Below are 15,793 nucleotides of genomic sequence, written 5' to 3'. Positions count from 1 at the left end.
CGGGAGCTTGCGCGCGCGTGAGGCTGAGGGCGTTCCTGTCTCGTACCCCGAGGAGAGCAGAGCATGCCGTCCTACCTGTCGCCCGGCGTCTACGTCGAGGAGGTGGCCAGCGGCTCGCGTCCCATCGAAGGGGTGGGCACGTCGGTCGCGGCCTTCGTGGGGCTCGCCCCGACCGGTCCGCTCGACGAGCCGACGCTGGTGACCAACTGGAGCCAGTACGTCGCGAGCTTCGGTGAGTTCACCGACGGGTACTACCTCGCGCACTCGGTCTACGGCTTCTTCCAGAACGGCGGCAGCGCCGCGTACGTCGTGCGCGTGGGCGGTTCCGCCGACGACGCCGCGGCCGCGGCCGGCGCCACCCCCGCCGCCGTGACCGGCTCCGCCGCGAAGGCCGCGCTGCCGGCGGCCGAGCCGAAGCAGATCGGCACGTTCTCCGTGACGGCCATCGCCTCCGGCAGCAACGGCTCGCTGAGCGTCGAGGTCGCCGACCCGGAGGGCGAGGGCCCCGCCGAGCGGTTCAAGCTGATCGTCAAGGACGGCGACAAGGCCGTCGAGAGCTTCGACGTGACCGCCAAGAAGGGCGGCCGCAACTACGTGGTCACGCAGGTGAAGGAGCGCTCGAAGCTCATCACCGTGACCGAGGCCGCGCCGGCCGCGCAGCTGGTCCGCCCGGACAACCAGACGGTGGCCCTCGCGGCCCCGGCGCCCGCGCCCGCCGTACCGGACAAGGCCGTCGAGAACGGCTCGCACCCCGGTCCCGCCCAGTACCTCGGCGACTCCGCCGACCGCACCGGCTTCGGCGGTCTGGAGGCCGTGGACGAGATCTCCATGGTCGCCGTGCCCGACCTGATGGCCGCCTACCAGCGCGGCGCGATCGACCTGGAGGCCGTCAAGGCGGTCCAGCTGGGTCTGATCGCGCACTGCGAGCTGATGGGCGACCGCGTCGCGGTCATCGACCCCCCGCCGGGCCTGAACGCCCGTCAGATCCGGGTCTGGCGCCAGGAGACGGCCGGCTACGACTCCAAGTACGCGGCCCTGTACTACCCCTGGATCAAGACCTTCGACCCCGCCAGCGGCTCCTCGCGGCTGATCCCGCCGAGCGGTCACGTGGCCGGCATCTGGGCCCGCAACGACTCCGAGCGCGGTGTGCACAAGGCGCCCGCCAACGAGGTCGTCCGCGGCGCGGTGGACCTGGAGATCCAGATCACCCGCGGTGAGCAGGACCTGCTCAACCCCATCGGCGTCAACTGCATCCGTGCCTTCCCGGGCCGGGGCATCCGCGTCTGGGGCGCCCGCACCCTCTCCTCCGACCCGGCCTGGCGCTACCTGAACATCCGCCGGTACTTCAACTACCTGGAGGAGTCGATCCTGATCGGCACCCAGTGGGTGGTGTTCGAGCCGAACGACCACGCCCTGTGGGCCCGGATCCGGCGCAACATCTCGGCGTTCCTGGTCAACGAGTGGCGCAGCGGCGCCCTGTTCGGCCAGCGGCCCGAGGAGGCGTTCTACGTCAAGTGTGACGAGGAGACCAACCCGCCGGAGTCGGTCGACGTCGGCCGGGTGGTCTGCGAGATCGGCATCGCGCCGGTCAAGCCGGCCGAGTTCGTGATCTTCCGGCTGGCCCAGTTCTCCAGCGGCAGCGGGGAGTTGGAGGAGTAGGCCGCGCGCCGAGCCTCCGTACGGCCCTTTTCGAGACCCTTAGAAGGACAGCGAAAACATGAGTCTCCAGCCGGGTGACGCCCTCACCTCACACAATTTCGGCCTGCAGATCGACGGCGTGATGGTCGAGTACCTCGCCGAGGTCAGCGGTCTGAGCATTGAGCAGGACGTCATCACCTACCAGCAGAACACCCCGAACGGCCAGAACGTGGTCAAGAACCTGCCGGGCGTGAAGAAGAACGGCACCTGTACGGTCGTCCGCGGTATGACCCAGTCGGCCTCGTTCACCCAGTGGATCAACGAGTCGATCAGCGGTCAGATGACGACGGCCCGCAAGAACGCGTCGATCATCATGATGGACTTCCAGAACAACCCGGTGAAGCGCTACCACCTGCGCAACGCCTGGTGCAACAAGATCGACGCGAGCACGGTGAAGGCGGGCGAGGCCGCCGCGCTCACCGAGACCGTGACCATCGCGTTCGAAGAACTGGTCATCGAGTAATGCGGCGTTCGGCTGCCAGGGCCGGCGCCGCCGTCACGTACTCCGGCGCGGACGCGGCGGCGTCCGCGCCGGAGACGGACCGGGAGCTGCCGGGGCCGGAGGCGACACCGGCCCCGGCTCCCGCGTCGGCCCCCGTGCGCCAACAGGAGTCACTGCGCACGGAGTTCCCCTTCCAGCTGCCGCGCGGGTACGTCGACGAGACGGGCACCGTCCACCGGGACGGCGTGATGCGTCTGTCGACGGCACGGGACGAGCTGGTGCCGCTGCGGGACGTCCGTGTGCAGGAGAACCCGGCGTACCTGTCCGTGGTCCTGCTCGGCCGGGTCATCACCCGTCTGGGCACGCTGCCCATGGTGCACGACGGGATCGTGGAGAACATGTTCGCCTCCGACCTGGCGTTCCTGCAGGACTTCTACCGCCAGATCAACGCGGAGGGGCACACCCGGGCGGCGGTCCGGTGTCCGCACTGCTCGGAGCCCTTCGAGGTGGAACTCGGCGGGAGCCGCCTGGGGGAATCGTGACGTACGCGACCGACCGGCTGCACGAGGAGATCGCGTACGTCGCCTACCACTTCCACTGGAGCATGGACGAGATCCTGGACCTGGAGCACCACGACCGCCGCCGCTTCACGGACGAGATCGCGTCCCTGGTGACCCGGGCCGGGGCGGAGGGCTGAACGGTGGGGTTCCTGGACCGGTTGCGGAAGCGGACCGAAGGCGCGGACGTGCCTCGGGTCGACGTCACGGCTGACGGTGAGGGTGGTGTGCGGGCGGTGGAGCCCGCGAGCCCTCACCCTGCCGCCTCTGCCGCGGACACGCGGGCGCGCCCCGTCGTGGCCGCCTCATGGCCTGGGTTGCCGCCGATTCAGCGGGCCGTGGTGCCCGGGCGGGCCGAGGTGGCGGACGCCGGGTTCGGTGGGCGGTTGCCGACCTGGCAGAACCCGTCGTTCGCGGGTACGGCCTCCCCTGCGGTGCTGGACGGACGCGCGAGCGCGAGTCTCGCCGGTGACGCGCCGCGTACGGCCGTGGGCCGGCCGGTGCCGGGCCTCGAACGCCACGCCGGCGCCCTGCCCCTGGCCGACCCCGTCACCCCGGTGCAGCGCACTCCGGCGGTACCGCTGCGGGCGCTTCCGGCGCGGGAGTCGGGGACGGGAGTGGGGACGGGGACGCGGAGCGCGGCTGTGCCGACCTCCGGTTCGGGCAACGGGGAACAGGCCCCGGTCCCCTCGGCTTCGGCTCGTGCACCCCAGTGGCGGGCGGCTCCGACACAGGCCCCCGCAGCAGCGCCGCGCCCAGCTCCCGGGGTCCGGGTGACCCCGGTACCGGCCGCTTCTTCGTCATCTCCACCGAGGTCCCTGACGAAGACCCGGACCGGGACAGCGGCCGTACAGCGACGGACCCTGCCGGTGGCCCGACAGACTCCGACGCCTGCGAGCGAGTCGGTGTCGGCATCAACTGACAGTGCCACGGGCCAAGTTGCACCTGAGCCGACATCCTCCTCCTCACCGGCCGGGACGGTCTCGAACGACGGTGGCGTGGGAGCGTCGGTTCAGCGGACGCCGGCCGGTCCGGCTTCGGGGAGCACGAGGGCCGTCACGGGTGCTGAGCCGTCTGGTCCTGTACGGGGTCCCGGTCGGCCTTCCGGTGTCGCGCCGGATGCGCCTGCACAGGGGCAGCCCACGCACGGGAACTCGTCCAGTGGCGGCACAGTGACGGCGCCCATGCCCCCGCGCATCCCGGCGGTCCCGGCATCCCCCGACGTCCAACGCCGCGCGGTCTCCGGCTCGGACGGTCCCCGGTCCTCCTCGAACGACGGCGGCGGTGCGGCACCTCCGGCCTCCGGCGGTTCACGGCCCTCGTCCAGCGACAGCGGCGGTACGGCACTCCGGGCCCCCGGCGGATCACGGCCCTCGTCCAGCAACAGCAGCGGTACGGCACTCCCAGCCCCCGGCGGATCACACTCCTCATCCAGCAACAGCAGCGATACGGCACTCCCAGCCCCCGGCGGATCACACTCCTCATCCAGCAACAGCAGCGATACGGCACTCCCAGCCCCCGGCGGTTCACACTCCTCGTCCAGCAACAGCAGCGGTACGGCACTCCCGGCACCGGTACCCGTCCAGCGTGCCCGCGCGACGACTGCGAATCTCAGTGCGCCTGGCACCACGGCACCGTCTCCGTCCCAGCCGACGTCCGTGAACACACCGGCCGGCCAGGCCGGTTCGCCCGCAGCGCCTCCGGTCGACGTACAGCGCACGGGGGCCGGCGCACCTACCGGTCCGTCCGGAGCACGGCCGACCACTCCTGCGACGGGCGTCCCCGCGGGAGCCCCCGTACAGCGGGCGGGGGGTGCTTCGAACTCGGGCCCCATGTCCGTCCAGCGCACGGTGGCCGCGCCCGCCCCTCACCGGCCGGTACCGACGCCGACCAGCGCACCCACCCAGACGCAGAACTCTTCCGAGGCCCCAGTCCAGGGCAGCGAGCCGACTGCCCCCATCGCCGACACCCCGACGTCACCCCCGGTGCAGCGTGTCACGGCCCCAGCGCACCAACCGCGCCCAACGTCGGACACGAACCCCACGTCGACCCAGCACGCGCCGACCACACCGGCGTCGCACCTGCCGACGTCCACGTCGAGCACCGCGCCGACACACACCCCGAGCCCCACCCAGCGCACGGAGCCGGCCAGCACCGTTACCGGCTCCCCGGCAGCGCCCTCCGTACAGCGGGCAACGACCACCGCGTCCACGGCACATCGGCCCGGGGCGCCGTCGAGCACAACGCCCACGAGCGCCCCGAGCCCCGCAGCACCCCCCGCCGCGCATCGGTCGGGGACGGCGTCGACCGCGCATCCCACGCCTGTCCAGCGGACGGCGGCCACGCCGGCCTCGAACACCGCCAGTCCGAGCAGCGGCGCACCCGTGGCCCCGGAGCCACAGCCCCACACTCCGGCCTCCACCACGCGTACCGAAACCGGAATCGGAACCGGCCCGGCCATCCAGCGGACGGAGCAGTCCTCCGTCACCGCTCCTTCACCGGTTCAGCGGCACGCCACCCCCAGCAGCACCCCCAACCCGCCCGCACCGCAGCCGACGACGCCCAATCCGACGGCAGTTCGCCCGACGCACCCCACGTCATCCGTCCCCGTCGGCGCCCCCATCCAGCGAGCCCCCAAGCCCGTCACCCCGCGCTCCACACCCTCTGCGCCCCCTGCGCCACCGGTCCAGCGAACCGCCAACCGCCCCGGTCTCGGAGCCCCGATCGCCTCCCAGCCCGCCCCCTCCCGAAGCGCGCACCGGGGGTCTGCGGCGGTCAACTCCCCTGCGCCCAAAGCGACTCCCGCACCGCCCGCTTCCCCGTCGGCATCGCCGATCCCGCGCACCGACACCACCTCGCCCTCCTCAGGCCCCGGTTCACCCCCGCGCCCGACGACCTCCGCGGCCTCGACGACCGACACACCGACCCCCTCCGTCCAGCGGACCAAGTCCATCTCCCCGCCGAGCACCGCCCCCTCCACGACATCCCGCCGCCCCGCCCTGGGCGCGCCCCTTCCCACAACCCCCGCCGACACCACCCCCCTCCTCGGATCCGCCGCGGTACCGCACCACCCCACTCCCCAGCCCCCCGCGGCCCCGACGCCCCCAACTCTCCTCCCCCCACCCCCGGTCCAGCGCACCACAACACCGACCACCCCGGCCCCGACCTCGAACCCGGCCCCCGCGCCCACCCCCCTCAAGGTCGCCCCCCTACATCAGCCGGCACCCCGTACCACCACCCCCGGCGCCCCCTCTCCCCTCCCCGTGGCCCCCCTCACTCCCCCACCCGTCGTCCAGCGCCTCGGGTTCGGCAAGAAGACCAAGTCCCCCGCCAGACCTCCGGCGAAGTCCGCCACCGGTGCCCTCGCCGCGTCGGCCGCGGCCGTCGTCGCCTCCGCCACGCCCGCCCCCATCCACCGGCCGTCGCACTCGCAGGCGCAGTCGCACGGCAGCCCCCCGCCCCCGTACAGCGCGTCGGCCGCCGCCCCGCCGCCGTACGAACCGCCCCCGCCCTACACCCCACCGGCCACACCCCCGCCCGCGTACACGGAGATCCCTGCCGGCGCCTTCGACCCCCGCGAACTCACCGACTTCCAGCTCGACGAGCTCGTGCACCGGATCATCGGCCGCATCACCCGCCTGATCCGTACCGAACTCCGCCTGGACCGCGAACGCATCGGCAAGCTCCGCGACCCCCGTCACTGACCGCATCCGACCCCAACCGCCATCCACCCCGAACGACAGAAAGGCCGGCCGCGATGTCCCGCCAGGACCCGGGCTCCACCATCTGGTTCTCCCTCAGCATCGACGGTGAGAGCCTCGGCTACTTCAACGGCTGTGAGGGACTGTCGTCGCAGGTGGAGATCGAGCAGCGCCAGGAGGGCGGCAACAACGGCTTCGTCTGGCAGCTGCCGACCCGCGTGACGTTCTCGAACATCCGGCTGACCCGCCCGCTGACCCCGGACACGGCGAAGGTCGCCAAGTGGATCTCGTCCGTGCAGACCGGCATCAAGCGCCCCACGGCGCAGATCGCGGCGCTCAGGGCGGACGGTTCGGAAGTCGCGCGGTGGGGGCTGATCGACGTGCTGCCGGTCAGCTGGACCGGCCCCTCCCTGGACCCCGCCAGCCCGGCCGTGGCGACCGAGGTGCTGGAGATCGCCCACCACGGGTTCACGGACTGAGAGGGACCGCAGACATGGCCAAGGGCAGCAAGAGCGGCGCCGGCAAGAGCCTCGTACGCGCCACGCTCGCGATCCACGAACCGCCGAAGGGCAAGAGCAGGACGCCCGGCGGGATCATCAAGACGTTCGGCTTCGACTTCAACCCGGCGCAGCTGTCGCTGACCCGCCGCGCGCAGTGGAAGGTGACCCCGGCGCAGATCGAACGGGACGGCCCGCTCCCGGAGTTCATGGGCGCCGAGCCGCGGGAGATGGGTGTGGAGATCTTCCTCGACACCTCCGACGAGCCGACCAGCAACACCGTGCTGAAGAAGGTCGAGTCGCTGCTGGCCTGCTGCGAGGTGACGAGCAAGAGCATCGCCGCGAAGCAGCCCTCGCCGCCGTGGGTCGTCTTCCAGTGGGGGTCGTTCTCGACGGCCCGGTTCACGGCGTACGTCAGCTCGGTCGAGGCCAGTTACACGCTGTTCTCGACGACCGGCGTGCCCATCCGCGCCACCTGCAAGCTCCAGTTGCACGAGATCCCCAGCAAGACCAAGGGGCAGAACCCGACCTCCGGCGCGCTCACCGCGCAGCGCGTGCACCGGGTCGTGGCGGGCGACTCCCTGCAGTCGCTGGCCTGGCGCGAGTACGGCAACGCGGCCGCCTGGCGTTCCATCGCCGAGGCCAACGGCATCGACGACCCCCAACAGCTGCGCACCGGCGTCGAACTGGTGCTGCCGGCCGCCGAGGAGGTGCGTACTTGATGGTGCAGTCCGCTTTCTCCAACGTCGTCGACGTGAAGATCGGCGGTGCCAAGCTGCCGCCCGAGTTCGCCCCGGACCTGGTGGACAGTTACGTCGACCAGGGCGTCGGCGTCCCGGCCGCGTTCCGGCTGACCTTCCGCGACCCGTACCGGCTGCTGCTGGGCAAGCTGAACATCACCTTCGGCACCAAGGTGGTGTTCGCTCCCGTGGCGGACGGCGAGGGTGCCGGGGACCCGCTGCTGACCGGTGAGGTCACGGGACTTGAGGCCGACTACGACGGCACCGGCTCCTACACCGTCATCCGCGGCTACGACCTCGGCCACCGGCTGCTGCGCCAGCGCCGCGTGGCCGCCTACCGCAACCAGAGCGCCTCCGACATCGCCCGCAAGCTGGCCGCCAAGGACGGTGTGCCGATCGGGCGGATCGAGTCGACGAAGACGGTGTACGAGTTCATCTCCCAGTCCAATGTGACCGACTGGGACTTCCTCGCCCGGCTCGCGGACGAGAACGAGATGGTGATGTCCGTCGACGCGGACGGCAAGTTCCAGTTCGTGCGGCCCAAGTCGGCGGCGGGGGCGCCCTCTCCGGACACCGACGGCGACAAGAGCCCGTTCGTCCTGCAGGCCGGGCACGACATCCTGCGGCTGCGGGCCGCCGTCACCGCCGCCGACCAGGTGGGCAAGGTCGAGTCCCGCGGATGGGACGTGACCACGAAGAAGAAGCTGACGGCCACCTCGCCGGCCTCCTCCAACCCCGGTATCACCATCGGCACTTCGCCGGGCGCGGCGGCCGGGAAGTTCACGTCGGCGACGCTCGTGGAGACGGGCACGCCCTACGACAAGCAGAACGAGGTGAAGTTCGCCGCGGACGCGCTCGCCGACGACGTCACCGGCTCGTTCGCCGAGCTGGAGGTCGTCGCGCGCGGAAACCCCAAGCTGCGCCCGGGAGTTCCGGTGGCGCTCGCGGACGTCGGGGTGCCGTTCGAGGGCAAGTACACGGTGACGTCCGTACGGCACGTGTTCGGGGACGGCAAGCACTACGAGTCGTGGGTGACGGTCAGCGGCCGGCAGTGGCGGTCGCTGTACGGGCTGGCCTCGGGCGGGGCGGACACCGCGCCCCGGCTGCCCAGCGTGGCCAACGCGCTGGTCACCGACGTCAACGACCCGCTCAAGCAGGGTCGGGTGAAGCTGCAGTTCCCGTGGCTGGACGACACCTATGTCAGCGACTGGACGCGGACCGTGCAGATGGGCGGCCTCGGCGGGGGCGGGATCTTCCCGCTGGACGTCAACGACGAGGTGCTGGTCGCCTTCGACCGGGGCGCGCTGGACCATCCGTTCGTGATCGGCGGGCTCTACAACGGCCGGGACAAACCGACCGTGGTGAGCGATGTGCCGCTGCACGACACCGTACGGAAGAAGGCGAGCCGGCACACCGTCTCCGACCGGGACGGCAACCGGATGGACCTGCTCAGCCAGAAGACCGGCCTGCGCAGACAGGGGGTCCGGCTGATCTCCGGCGACAAGCAGCTGACCATCAACCTGGACCGGACGAAGACCGAGATCACCATCGACAGCAAGGGATCGGTCACCATCAAGGGCAGCCGGTCGGTCTCGGTGGAGGCGGGCACCGATCTGTCGCTCAGCGCCCGGCGCAACCTGACCATCAAGAGCGGCGCCGCGCTGAGCATCCAGGGCGGCATGGTCAACGTGCGCGCGCCCGAGATCGGGCTGACGGCGACGGGCGCCCTGAACATGACGGGCACCCTCACCAACCTCACCGGCCTCACGACCCTCCAGCTCAACTCCCCACTGACGACGGTCAAGGGAGCCAACTTCACGGTCGCTGCCCCCACGTTCCTGTGCGCCACCATCCCCGTACCGGCGCCGCTGTGAACCGTTCCCGAGCAAGGCAGGTGGAGTTCTGATGGCCGAGCAGTTCGTCGGTTCCGGCTGGTCGTTCCCGTTGCGCATCGGGCCGACCGGCGGAATCGCTCTGGTCAGCGGGGAGCGCGAGATCGAGGAGGCGATCCGGCTCGTCCTGTCGACCTCGCCGGGCGAACGGCCCATGCGGCCGGACTTCGGCTGCGCGATCCACGACCTGGTGTTCGCGCCGGTCAACGAGCAGACCGCGGGCCGTATCCAGCACGAGGTGCACGTCAGCCTCGACCGCTGGGAGCCGCGTATCGAGGTCGAGGACGTCGAGGTCACGGCGGGCGCCGACCAGAGCGTGCTGTTCATCGACGTCCGCTACTCGATCCGCGGCACCAACAACCCGCGCAGCCTGGTCTTCCCGTTCTACGTCATTCCGTCCCACGAGGAGCCCGACGCCGGCCCCGGCGCGGGCAACTCCCCTGAAAGCGACCGCTGATGGCCCTGCCCTCCCCCAATCTCGACGACCGCCGCTTCCAGCAGTTCGTCGACGACGCCAAGCGCTACATCCAGCAGCGCGCCCCGGAGTGGACCGACCACAACGTCTCCGACCCGGGCGTCACCCTCGTCGAGACGGTGGCGCACATGGCGGACCAGATCGTCTACCGGCTCAACCGGGTGCCGGAGAAGAACCATCTGGCCTTCCTGGACCTGGTCGGGATCACCCTGTTCCCGCCCTCGGCCGCGCGCACGGACGTGACGTTCTGGCTGTCGGCGCCCCAGGAGGAGTCGATCGCGGTGCCGCTGGGCACCGAGGTGGCCACCATGCGCACCGAGAGCGAGGAGGCGGTGGTCTTCGCCACCGAGCGCGAACTGACCGTCGTGCCGTGCGAGTTGCGGCATCTGTTGGTGCAGCACAAGGGCGAGGCTGCGGTGGAGCGCACACATGACCTGGCCGAGGACGACAAGGACCTGCTCTGCTTCTCGGAGTCCCCGGACCCGGGTGACTGCATGCTGCTGGGGCTGAGCGCGGCCGTGCCGCACTGCGCGGTCGCGCTGGACCTGGACAGCCGGGTGGACGGCGTCGGCGTGGACCCGCGGCAGCCGCCGCTGGTGTGGGAGGCATGGACCGCGGACGGCTGGCAGACCTGCGAGGTCGACCGGGACGGCACCGGCGGTCTGAACCGTCCCGGTGAGGTGGTCCTGCACGTGCCCGGCGGGCACGTGCTGTCCCGCAACGCCGGTCAGGAGGGCGGCTGGATCCGTTGCCGGGTCACCGAGCCGCTGCCCGGCCAGCCCTTCTACACCACCTCGCCCACCATCCGCGCCGCCGAGGCCTTCACCGTCGGCGGCACCACGGGTGTCGTCCACGCCGAGACGGTGTACGACGAGGCGCTCGGCGAGTCGACCGGCCTGCCCGGTCAGCGGCTTCGGCTGATGCACGCGCCCGTGGTCGGCGACGACCCGCCGGTGCTGCTGCAGACGGCCGAGCACGAGGGCTGGGTCGACTGGCAGGTGGTCCCCAACTTCGCCGGCTCGGGGCCGTACGACCGGCACATCACCCTCGACGCGACGACCGGGGAGATCGCCTTCGGACCGGCGGTGCGCGAACCGGACGGCACGCTGCGGCAGTACGGCACGGTCGCGCCCAAGGGCTCCCCGATCCGCGCCCGCCGCTACCGCACCGGCGGCGGCCGGGCCGGCAACGTGGCCCGGGGCGCGGTGCAGATCCTGCGCACCTCCATCCCGTACGTCTCCGAGGTCGTCAACCGTGAGGCCGCGCGCGGCGGGGTGGACGGCGAGACGGTCGAGGAGGCGAAGGTACGGGCGCCGATCACGCTGCGGGCCCAGGAGCGGGCGGTGACCCTGCGGGACTACGAGGAGCTGGCCCGTCGCGCCGCCCCGGAGACCGCGCGCATCACCTGCCTGGAGGGCGAGGAGGGCGAGCACGGGGCCTACGCGGTACGGGTGTTGGTGGTGCCGCAGGCCGTCCCGGACCCCGGCGGCAGGCTGCGCTTCGAGCAACTGGTGCCCGGCGACGCCCTGTTGGACCGCATCACGCGCCATCTGGACGAACGCCGGCTGATCGGCACGAGGTTGGCGGTCGGGCCGCCGTACTACCAGGGCGTGACCGTCGTCGCCACCGTCCACGCCTTCCGGGGCGTCGACACGGACAAGGTGCGACGCGAGGCCCATGACGCGCTCTACCGGCACCTGGATCCGCTGACCGGGGGCGCGAACGGCACGGGCTGGCCGTTCGGCCGTCCCGTCCAGGCCGGCGAGGTGTTCGCGGTGCTGCAACGGGTGCCCGGGGTGGAACTGGTCGACGAGGTGGTCCTGCACCCGGCGGACCCGCTGACCGGCAAGCGGGGCGAGGCGACGGACCGCATCGACCTCTCGGCCCCGTCGCTGGTCTTCTCGTTCGACCACCGCGTCCGCGTGATCGGGGACGGCGCATGAGGGGGTCCATCGACGGTCTCGGCTCCTCCGCGCCGATCGGCATGATGCTGCCGGCCGTCTTCGCGGACGACGATCTCGCCCAGCGGTTCGTCGCGGGGCTCGACGAGACGGTCGCGCCGATCCACAGCGTGCTGGACTGCCTCGACACCTACTTCAGGCCGTCCCTCGCCCCGCTCGACTTCGTCCAGTGGCTGGGGAGTTGGGTGGGCGCTGAGACGGACGGCGGCGAACCGGAGCCGCTGCTGCGGGCGGCCGTGGCCGCGGCGGCGTACCTCCACCGCATCCGTGGCACGCGGCGCGGGCTGGCGGAGGCCGTGCGGCTGGCGTTCGGCGTCGAACCGGAGATCACGGAGAGCGGCGGCGCGTCCTGGAGCGCCCGCCCGCTCGGCCCGTTCCCCGGCACCCCCCGCCCCCGTCTCCACGTCCACCTCCGCCTCCCCGCGCCCACTCCGGCGGACCACCACCGCCTGGACACCCTCGTGGCGACCGCCCGCCCCGCCCATATGCCGTACACGGTCCAGGTGACCGCCACCGCTCCCGCCGAAAGGACCCCGTCCCCATGACGACCACCCAGAACTGCGCCGAATGCGGCACCCGCGCGGAACCGGGCCAGTCATTCTGCGACGCCTGCGGCGCGGTACTCAGCTGGAAGGACCGCGAGCCAAGAAGCAACCGCCCATCGACGGCCGCGGACCCCACGCCCGACCCGAGCAACGAATCGGACGGCACGGCGGGCCGACGGGAGGCTTCCGCCGGCGTGTTGACCGACACGAGCGGCAGCGCCAGCAGCGGGGCCGACGCGCAAACCGGGGCCGGCGCCGTCGACGGCGGGTTCGGCGGTACGGCTGGCGCGGCTGGCGCGGCTGGCGCGGCTGGCGCGGCTGGCGCGGGCAACGGGCCGGACGGCGCGGTCGGCGGATCCGGCGCCGGGTTCGGCAATACGGCTGGCCCGAGCAGCGGATCCGGCGGCGCCACCCACCACACCTCCGGCACGGACGCCAGCACCGGTGGCGCGGGTGAGGCCGTCGGGCGGGCGGTTGGTGGCGGGGCCGGTCGTGCGGACGGCTCCGGCGCAGGCACCGGGGTCTCCGGTGAGCCGACGGGCCGCAGTGGGCCGGGAGACGCCCCCGCCTCGACCTCGGCGGCGGGACCCGGCACGACCCCGCCTTCAGCCACCTCCGCGGCGGGACCCGGCACGACCGCCCCTTCAGCCACCTCGGCGGCGGCCGGTCCGGCCTCCTCCGCTGCCTCCGACCACGGCCCCGGCTGGAACGCCTTCTCGCGGCCGGACGGCGGCGCCGGTCTGGCCCGTACCCCCAGGGACCTCTTGGTCTCCGGTACCGCCACCGACCCGGACCCAGCCGCACCCGGTACCGACCCCACCGCCGGCAATCCCCCCGCCCCGGCCGCCGCACCGGCGCCCGCCGCCGCACCGAACTCGCCCTCCCCGAGCGCCTCTTCGACCCCCGCCCCGCCCCTGGACGACACAGCCCCGACCGAACCGGTCCCCGCGGCGGCCGCTACGACGCCGCTTCCCGAAGTGGCGCCCGCGCCCACCCCGCCTCGAACCCCCTCGGACCCGGGCGGCCTCACCGACCGCGCCCGCCAACTCCTCGTCCCCGTCGCCGACCCGGAGCCCCGCCCCGCGGCGGCCCCCTCCGTCGCCCCCGTCCTCCCCGGCCGCCCCGTCCCCCAGCGGCCGCAGGTCGTACGCGCCCCCGGTGAGGAACTCGGCGCGGACGGCGGCACCCCGTGTCCCTGGTGCGGCACCCGCAATCGCCCCGACCGGCACTTCTGCACGCGCTGCGCGATGCCGATGACCGGCGATGCCCAGTCCCCCGGCCGACTGCCCTGGTGGCGGCGGCTGTTCGGGGCGGGCAACCGCGAGACCCCGTGGGCCGGCGACCGCCCCCGTCTGCGCCGCGCCTTCGACCGCGTACTGACCTGGCTCGGCGCGGCGGTCGTCCTGACCCTGCTGATCGTGGGCGCCGTCAACCTCCCCCAGGGCATCCAGGCGACCCGGGACCACTTCTCCAAGCGCGCCCCGGTCGACCCGGACAGCTACAGCGCCTCCCGCTCCTACCCGGGCCACAAGCCCGCCCTTGCCTTCGACAAGTTCAACAACACCTGGTGGGGCCCGGGTGTGTCGGACTCGGGCCAGGGCCAGTGGATCGAGGCGAAGTTCAACGAGCCGACGCGTCTGCTGGACCTGCGCATCACCCCGGGCGTCTCCACCCGCGCCGACCAGCTCCAGCAGTCGGCCCGCCCGCACCGCATCGAGGCGACCGTCACCCTGGCCAACGGCAAGAAGACCACCCGCCAACTCGTCCTCGACCAGGGGCCGGGCAGCCAGCGCGAGCCCTTCCGCGTCGGCGAGGTCACCGCGGTCCGCTTCACCATCGAGTCTGCCTACGGCGCGGACGCCAGCAAGCAGGTCGCGATCGCCGAGATCGAGTTCTTCGGCCCGTCCAACGCCAACTCCTCCTGACCACACGCACAACCGGGCGCGCCTCGGTGGCCGGTGACGGACGCCGGCCACCGTGGCGCCGTCGTGTGCGGTGGTACCTACAACCCCACGATCGCGTTCCACCGCCTCGCGAACTCCACCCGCTCCCTCGACGTGATGTCCCGTGCGATCGCCAGCCGTCGGCGCATCTTGGTGTCGGGGAAGATCAGCGGGTTCTCGGCGAGGGCGGCGGTGTCCTTGTCCTTGGAGGAGGCCAGGACCTCACGGGCGGCGGGGACGGGGCAGACGTAGTTGACCCAGGCGGCGAGTTCGGCGGCGGTCTCGGGGGCGTAGTAGTAGTCGACGAGCCGTTCCGCGTTGCGCTTGTGCAGGGCGCGGTCGGGGATCATCAGGGAGTCCGACCACAGCTCGGCGCCCTCCTCGGGGACGACGAAGCGGATGTCGGGGTTGTCGGCCTGGAGTTGGATGACGTCACCGGAGTAGGCCTGACAGGCGAGGACGTCACCGGTCACCAGGTCCTTCGTGTAGTCGTTGCCGGTGAAGCGGCGGATCTGGCCGTCGCTGACGTACTTCTCCACCTGGTCGCACACCGTGTGGAAGTCGGCGGCGGTCCACCGGGTGATGTCGACGCCGTTGCCCTGCATCAGCAGCGCGAACGCCTCGTCCAGACCGGAGAGCAGGGTCACCCGGCCCTTGAGGTCCTTCGCCCACAGGTCGGAGACATGACGGATCTCCCGGCCGAGCCTCCTGTGGTTGTAGGCGATGCCGGTGATGCCCGACTGCCACGGCACGGTGTACCTGCGGCCCGGGTCGAAGGCGGGGGAACTCAGCTGCGGGTCGAGGTACTTGGCCACGTTCGGCTGGCGGGCCCGGTCCATCTGCTGGACCCACCCCAGCCGGACGAACCGCGCGCACATCCAGTCGGACATGACGATCAGGTCCCGTCCGGTCTGCTGATGGTTCATCAGCGCCGGGCTGATCTTGCCGAAGAACTCGTCGTTGTCGTTGATCTCCTCGGTGTACTTGACGGAGATCCCGGTGCGCTTCTCGAAGGCGTCGAGCGTGGGCCGCCGGTTCGGGTCGGCGTCGTCGACGTCGATGTACAGCGGCCAGTTCGCCCAGGTCAGTCTCTTCTGACGGGCCGACAGGTCCGCGACGGCGCGCTCACCCGGCCGTACATAGGCCGCGGGCACTCCGCAGCCGGCCACTGTGCCGAGGAGCGCGAGCAGCAGTGAACGACGGGGAAGCGAAAGGTTCTTCGGCGTCAGGGGCATGGGCGCAGCATCCCGCCCCCGCCCGCGCGGCGACAATCGACGCCGCGTCGAGGAGGGAGGCGGCGGGACCGGACACCTTGTCGATGGCCGGTCCCCGTGTACCCCTG

General features: G+C 72.2%; 14 protein-coding genes. 12 read left to right on the top strand and 2 right to left on the bottom strand.

Features of this window, described 5'->3' with window-relative positions; translation table 11 throughout:
• The first annotated feature begins 63 nt into the window (after positions 1 to 63).
• The 4 genes from ACWCQ1_RS10225 to ACWCQ1_RS10210 are packed head-to-tail and all read left to right on the top strand — an operon-like array spanning position 64 to position 2,837.
• Entirely contained in the window at positions 64 to 1,659 is a 1,596-nt protein-coding gene (locus ACWCQ1_RS10225) for a phage tail sheath subtilisin-like domain-containing protein (protein WP_451026235.1), read from the top strand.
• A gap of 58 nt (positions 1,660 to 1,717) precedes the next feature.
• Positions 1,718 to 2,161 carry a phage tail protein gene (locus tag ACWCQ1_RS10220; protein WP_133047373.1) on the top strand — a complete coding sequence of 148 codons (444 nt, stop codon included), beginning with the start codon at positions 1,718 to 1,720 and terminating at the stop codon, positions 2,159 to 2,161.
• The gene (locus tag ACWCQ1_RS10215; RefSeq protein ID WP_133047372.1) at positions 2,161 to 2,682 is read left to right on the top strand and encodes a hypothetical protein; all 522 of its coding nucleotides are present in this window, start codon (positions 2,161 to 2,163) and stop codon (positions 2,680 to 2,682) included. The genes ACWCQ1_RS10220 and ACWCQ1_RS10215 overlap by 1 nt, the downstream gene beginning before the upstream one ends.
• Complete coding sequence (locus ACWCQ1_RS10210) at positions 2,679 to 2,837, top strand: DUF6760 family protein (protein WP_165955043.1); 159 nt, start codon at positions 2,679 to 2,681, stop codon at positions 2,835 to 2,837. Before ACWCQ1_RS10215 ends, ACWCQ1_RS10210 begins: the two co-directional genes overlap by 4 nt.
• A 1,727-nt stretch (positions 2,838 to 4,564) precedes the next feature.
• On the opposite strand, the gene ACWCQ1_RS10205 is transcribed toward ACWCQ1_RS10210, so the two are convergent.
• Entirely contained in the window at positions 4,565 to 5,185 is a 621-nt protein-coding gene (locus tag ACWCQ1_RS10205) for a hypothetical protein (protein ID WP_451026234.1), read from the bottom strand.
• A 775-nt stretch (positions 5,186 to 5,960) separates the two neighbouring features.
• Here ACWCQ1_RS10205 and ACWCQ1_RS10200 point away from each other — a divergent pair.
• The 8 genes from ACWCQ1_RS10200 (at position 5,961) to ACWCQ1_RS10165 (ending at position 14,433) form a co-directional block, all read left to right on the top strand.
• Positions 5,961 to 6,401 (top strand): extensin, encoded by a 441-nt coding sequence (locus ACWCQ1_RS10200; protein ID WP_358595782.1) that lies wholly within the window; start codon positions 5,961 to 5,963, stop codon positions 6,399 to 6,401.
• A gap of 53 nt (positions 6,402 to 6,454) precedes the next feature.
• Complete coding sequence (locus ACWCQ1_RS10195) at positions 6,455 to 6,877, top strand: phage tail protein (protein ID WP_133047369.1); 423 nt, start codon at positions 6,455 to 6,457, stop codon at positions 6,875 to 6,877.
• Positions 6,878 to 6,891: 14 nt separating this feature from the next.
• The gene (locus ACWCQ1_RS10190) at positions 6,892 to 7,617 is read left to right on the top strand and encodes a CIS tube protein (RefSeq protein ID WP_133047368.1); all 726 of its coding nucleotides are present in this window, start codon (positions 6,892 to 6,894) and stop codon (positions 7,615 to 7,617) included.
• Positions 7,617 to 9,509 (top strand): VgrG-related protein, encoded by a 1,893-nt coding sequence (locus ACWCQ1_RS10185; RefSeq protein WP_133047367.1) that lies wholly within the window; start codon positions 7,617 to 7,619, stop codon positions 9,507 to 9,509. Before ACWCQ1_RS10190 ends, ACWCQ1_RS10185 begins: the two co-directional genes overlap by 1 nt.
• Before the next feature lie 31 nt (positions 9,510 to 9,540).
• Positions 9,541 to 9,984 (top strand): GPW/gp25 family protein, encoded by a 444-nt coding sequence (locus ACWCQ1_RS10180; RefSeq protein ID WP_133047366.1) that lies wholly within the window; start codon positions 9,541 to 9,543, stop codon positions 9,982 to 9,984.
• On the top strand, positions 9,984 to 11,945 hold the full coding sequence (locus ACWCQ1_RS10175) for a putative baseplate assembly protein (RefSeq protein ID WP_451026233.1): 1,962 nt from the start codon (positions 9,984 to 9,986) through the stop codon (positions 11,943 to 11,945). The genes ACWCQ1_RS10180 and ACWCQ1_RS10175 overlap by 1 nt, the downstream gene beginning before the upstream one ends.
• On the top strand, positions 11,942 to 12,508 hold the full coding sequence (locus ACWCQ1_RS10170) for a phage tail protein (protein WP_133047364.1): 567 nt from the start codon (positions 11,942 to 11,944) through the stop codon (positions 12,506 to 12,508). The genes ACWCQ1_RS10175 and ACWCQ1_RS10170 overlap by 4 nt, the downstream gene beginning before the upstream one ends.
• A 764-nt stretch (positions 12,509 to 13,272) precedes the next feature.
• On the top strand, positions 13,273 to 14,433 hold the full coding sequence (locus tag ACWCQ1_RS10165) for a zinc ribbon domain-containing protein (protein ID WP_451026276.1): 1,161 nt from the start codon (positions 13,273 to 13,275) through the stop codon (positions 14,431 to 14,433).
• A 77-nt stretch (positions 14,434 to 14,510) separates the two neighbouring features.
• Here ACWCQ1_RS10165 and ACWCQ1_RS10160 read toward each other — a convergent pair whose 3' ends face one another.
• The gene (locus ACWCQ1_RS10160; protein ID WP_133047363.1) at positions 14,511 to 15,686 is read right to left on the bottom strand and encodes a polyamine ABC transporter substrate-binding protein; all 1,176 of its coding nucleotides are present in this window, start codon (positions 15,684 to 15,686) and stop codon (positions 14,511 to 14,513) included.
• Positions 15,687 to 15,793: the final 107 nt, after the last annotated feature.

Source organism: Streptomyces sp. NPDC002144, from assembly GCF_053593695.1.
The sequence above is the reverse complement of the archived record's forward strand: the minus strand, read 5'-3'. Positions and strand labels throughout refer to the sequence as shown.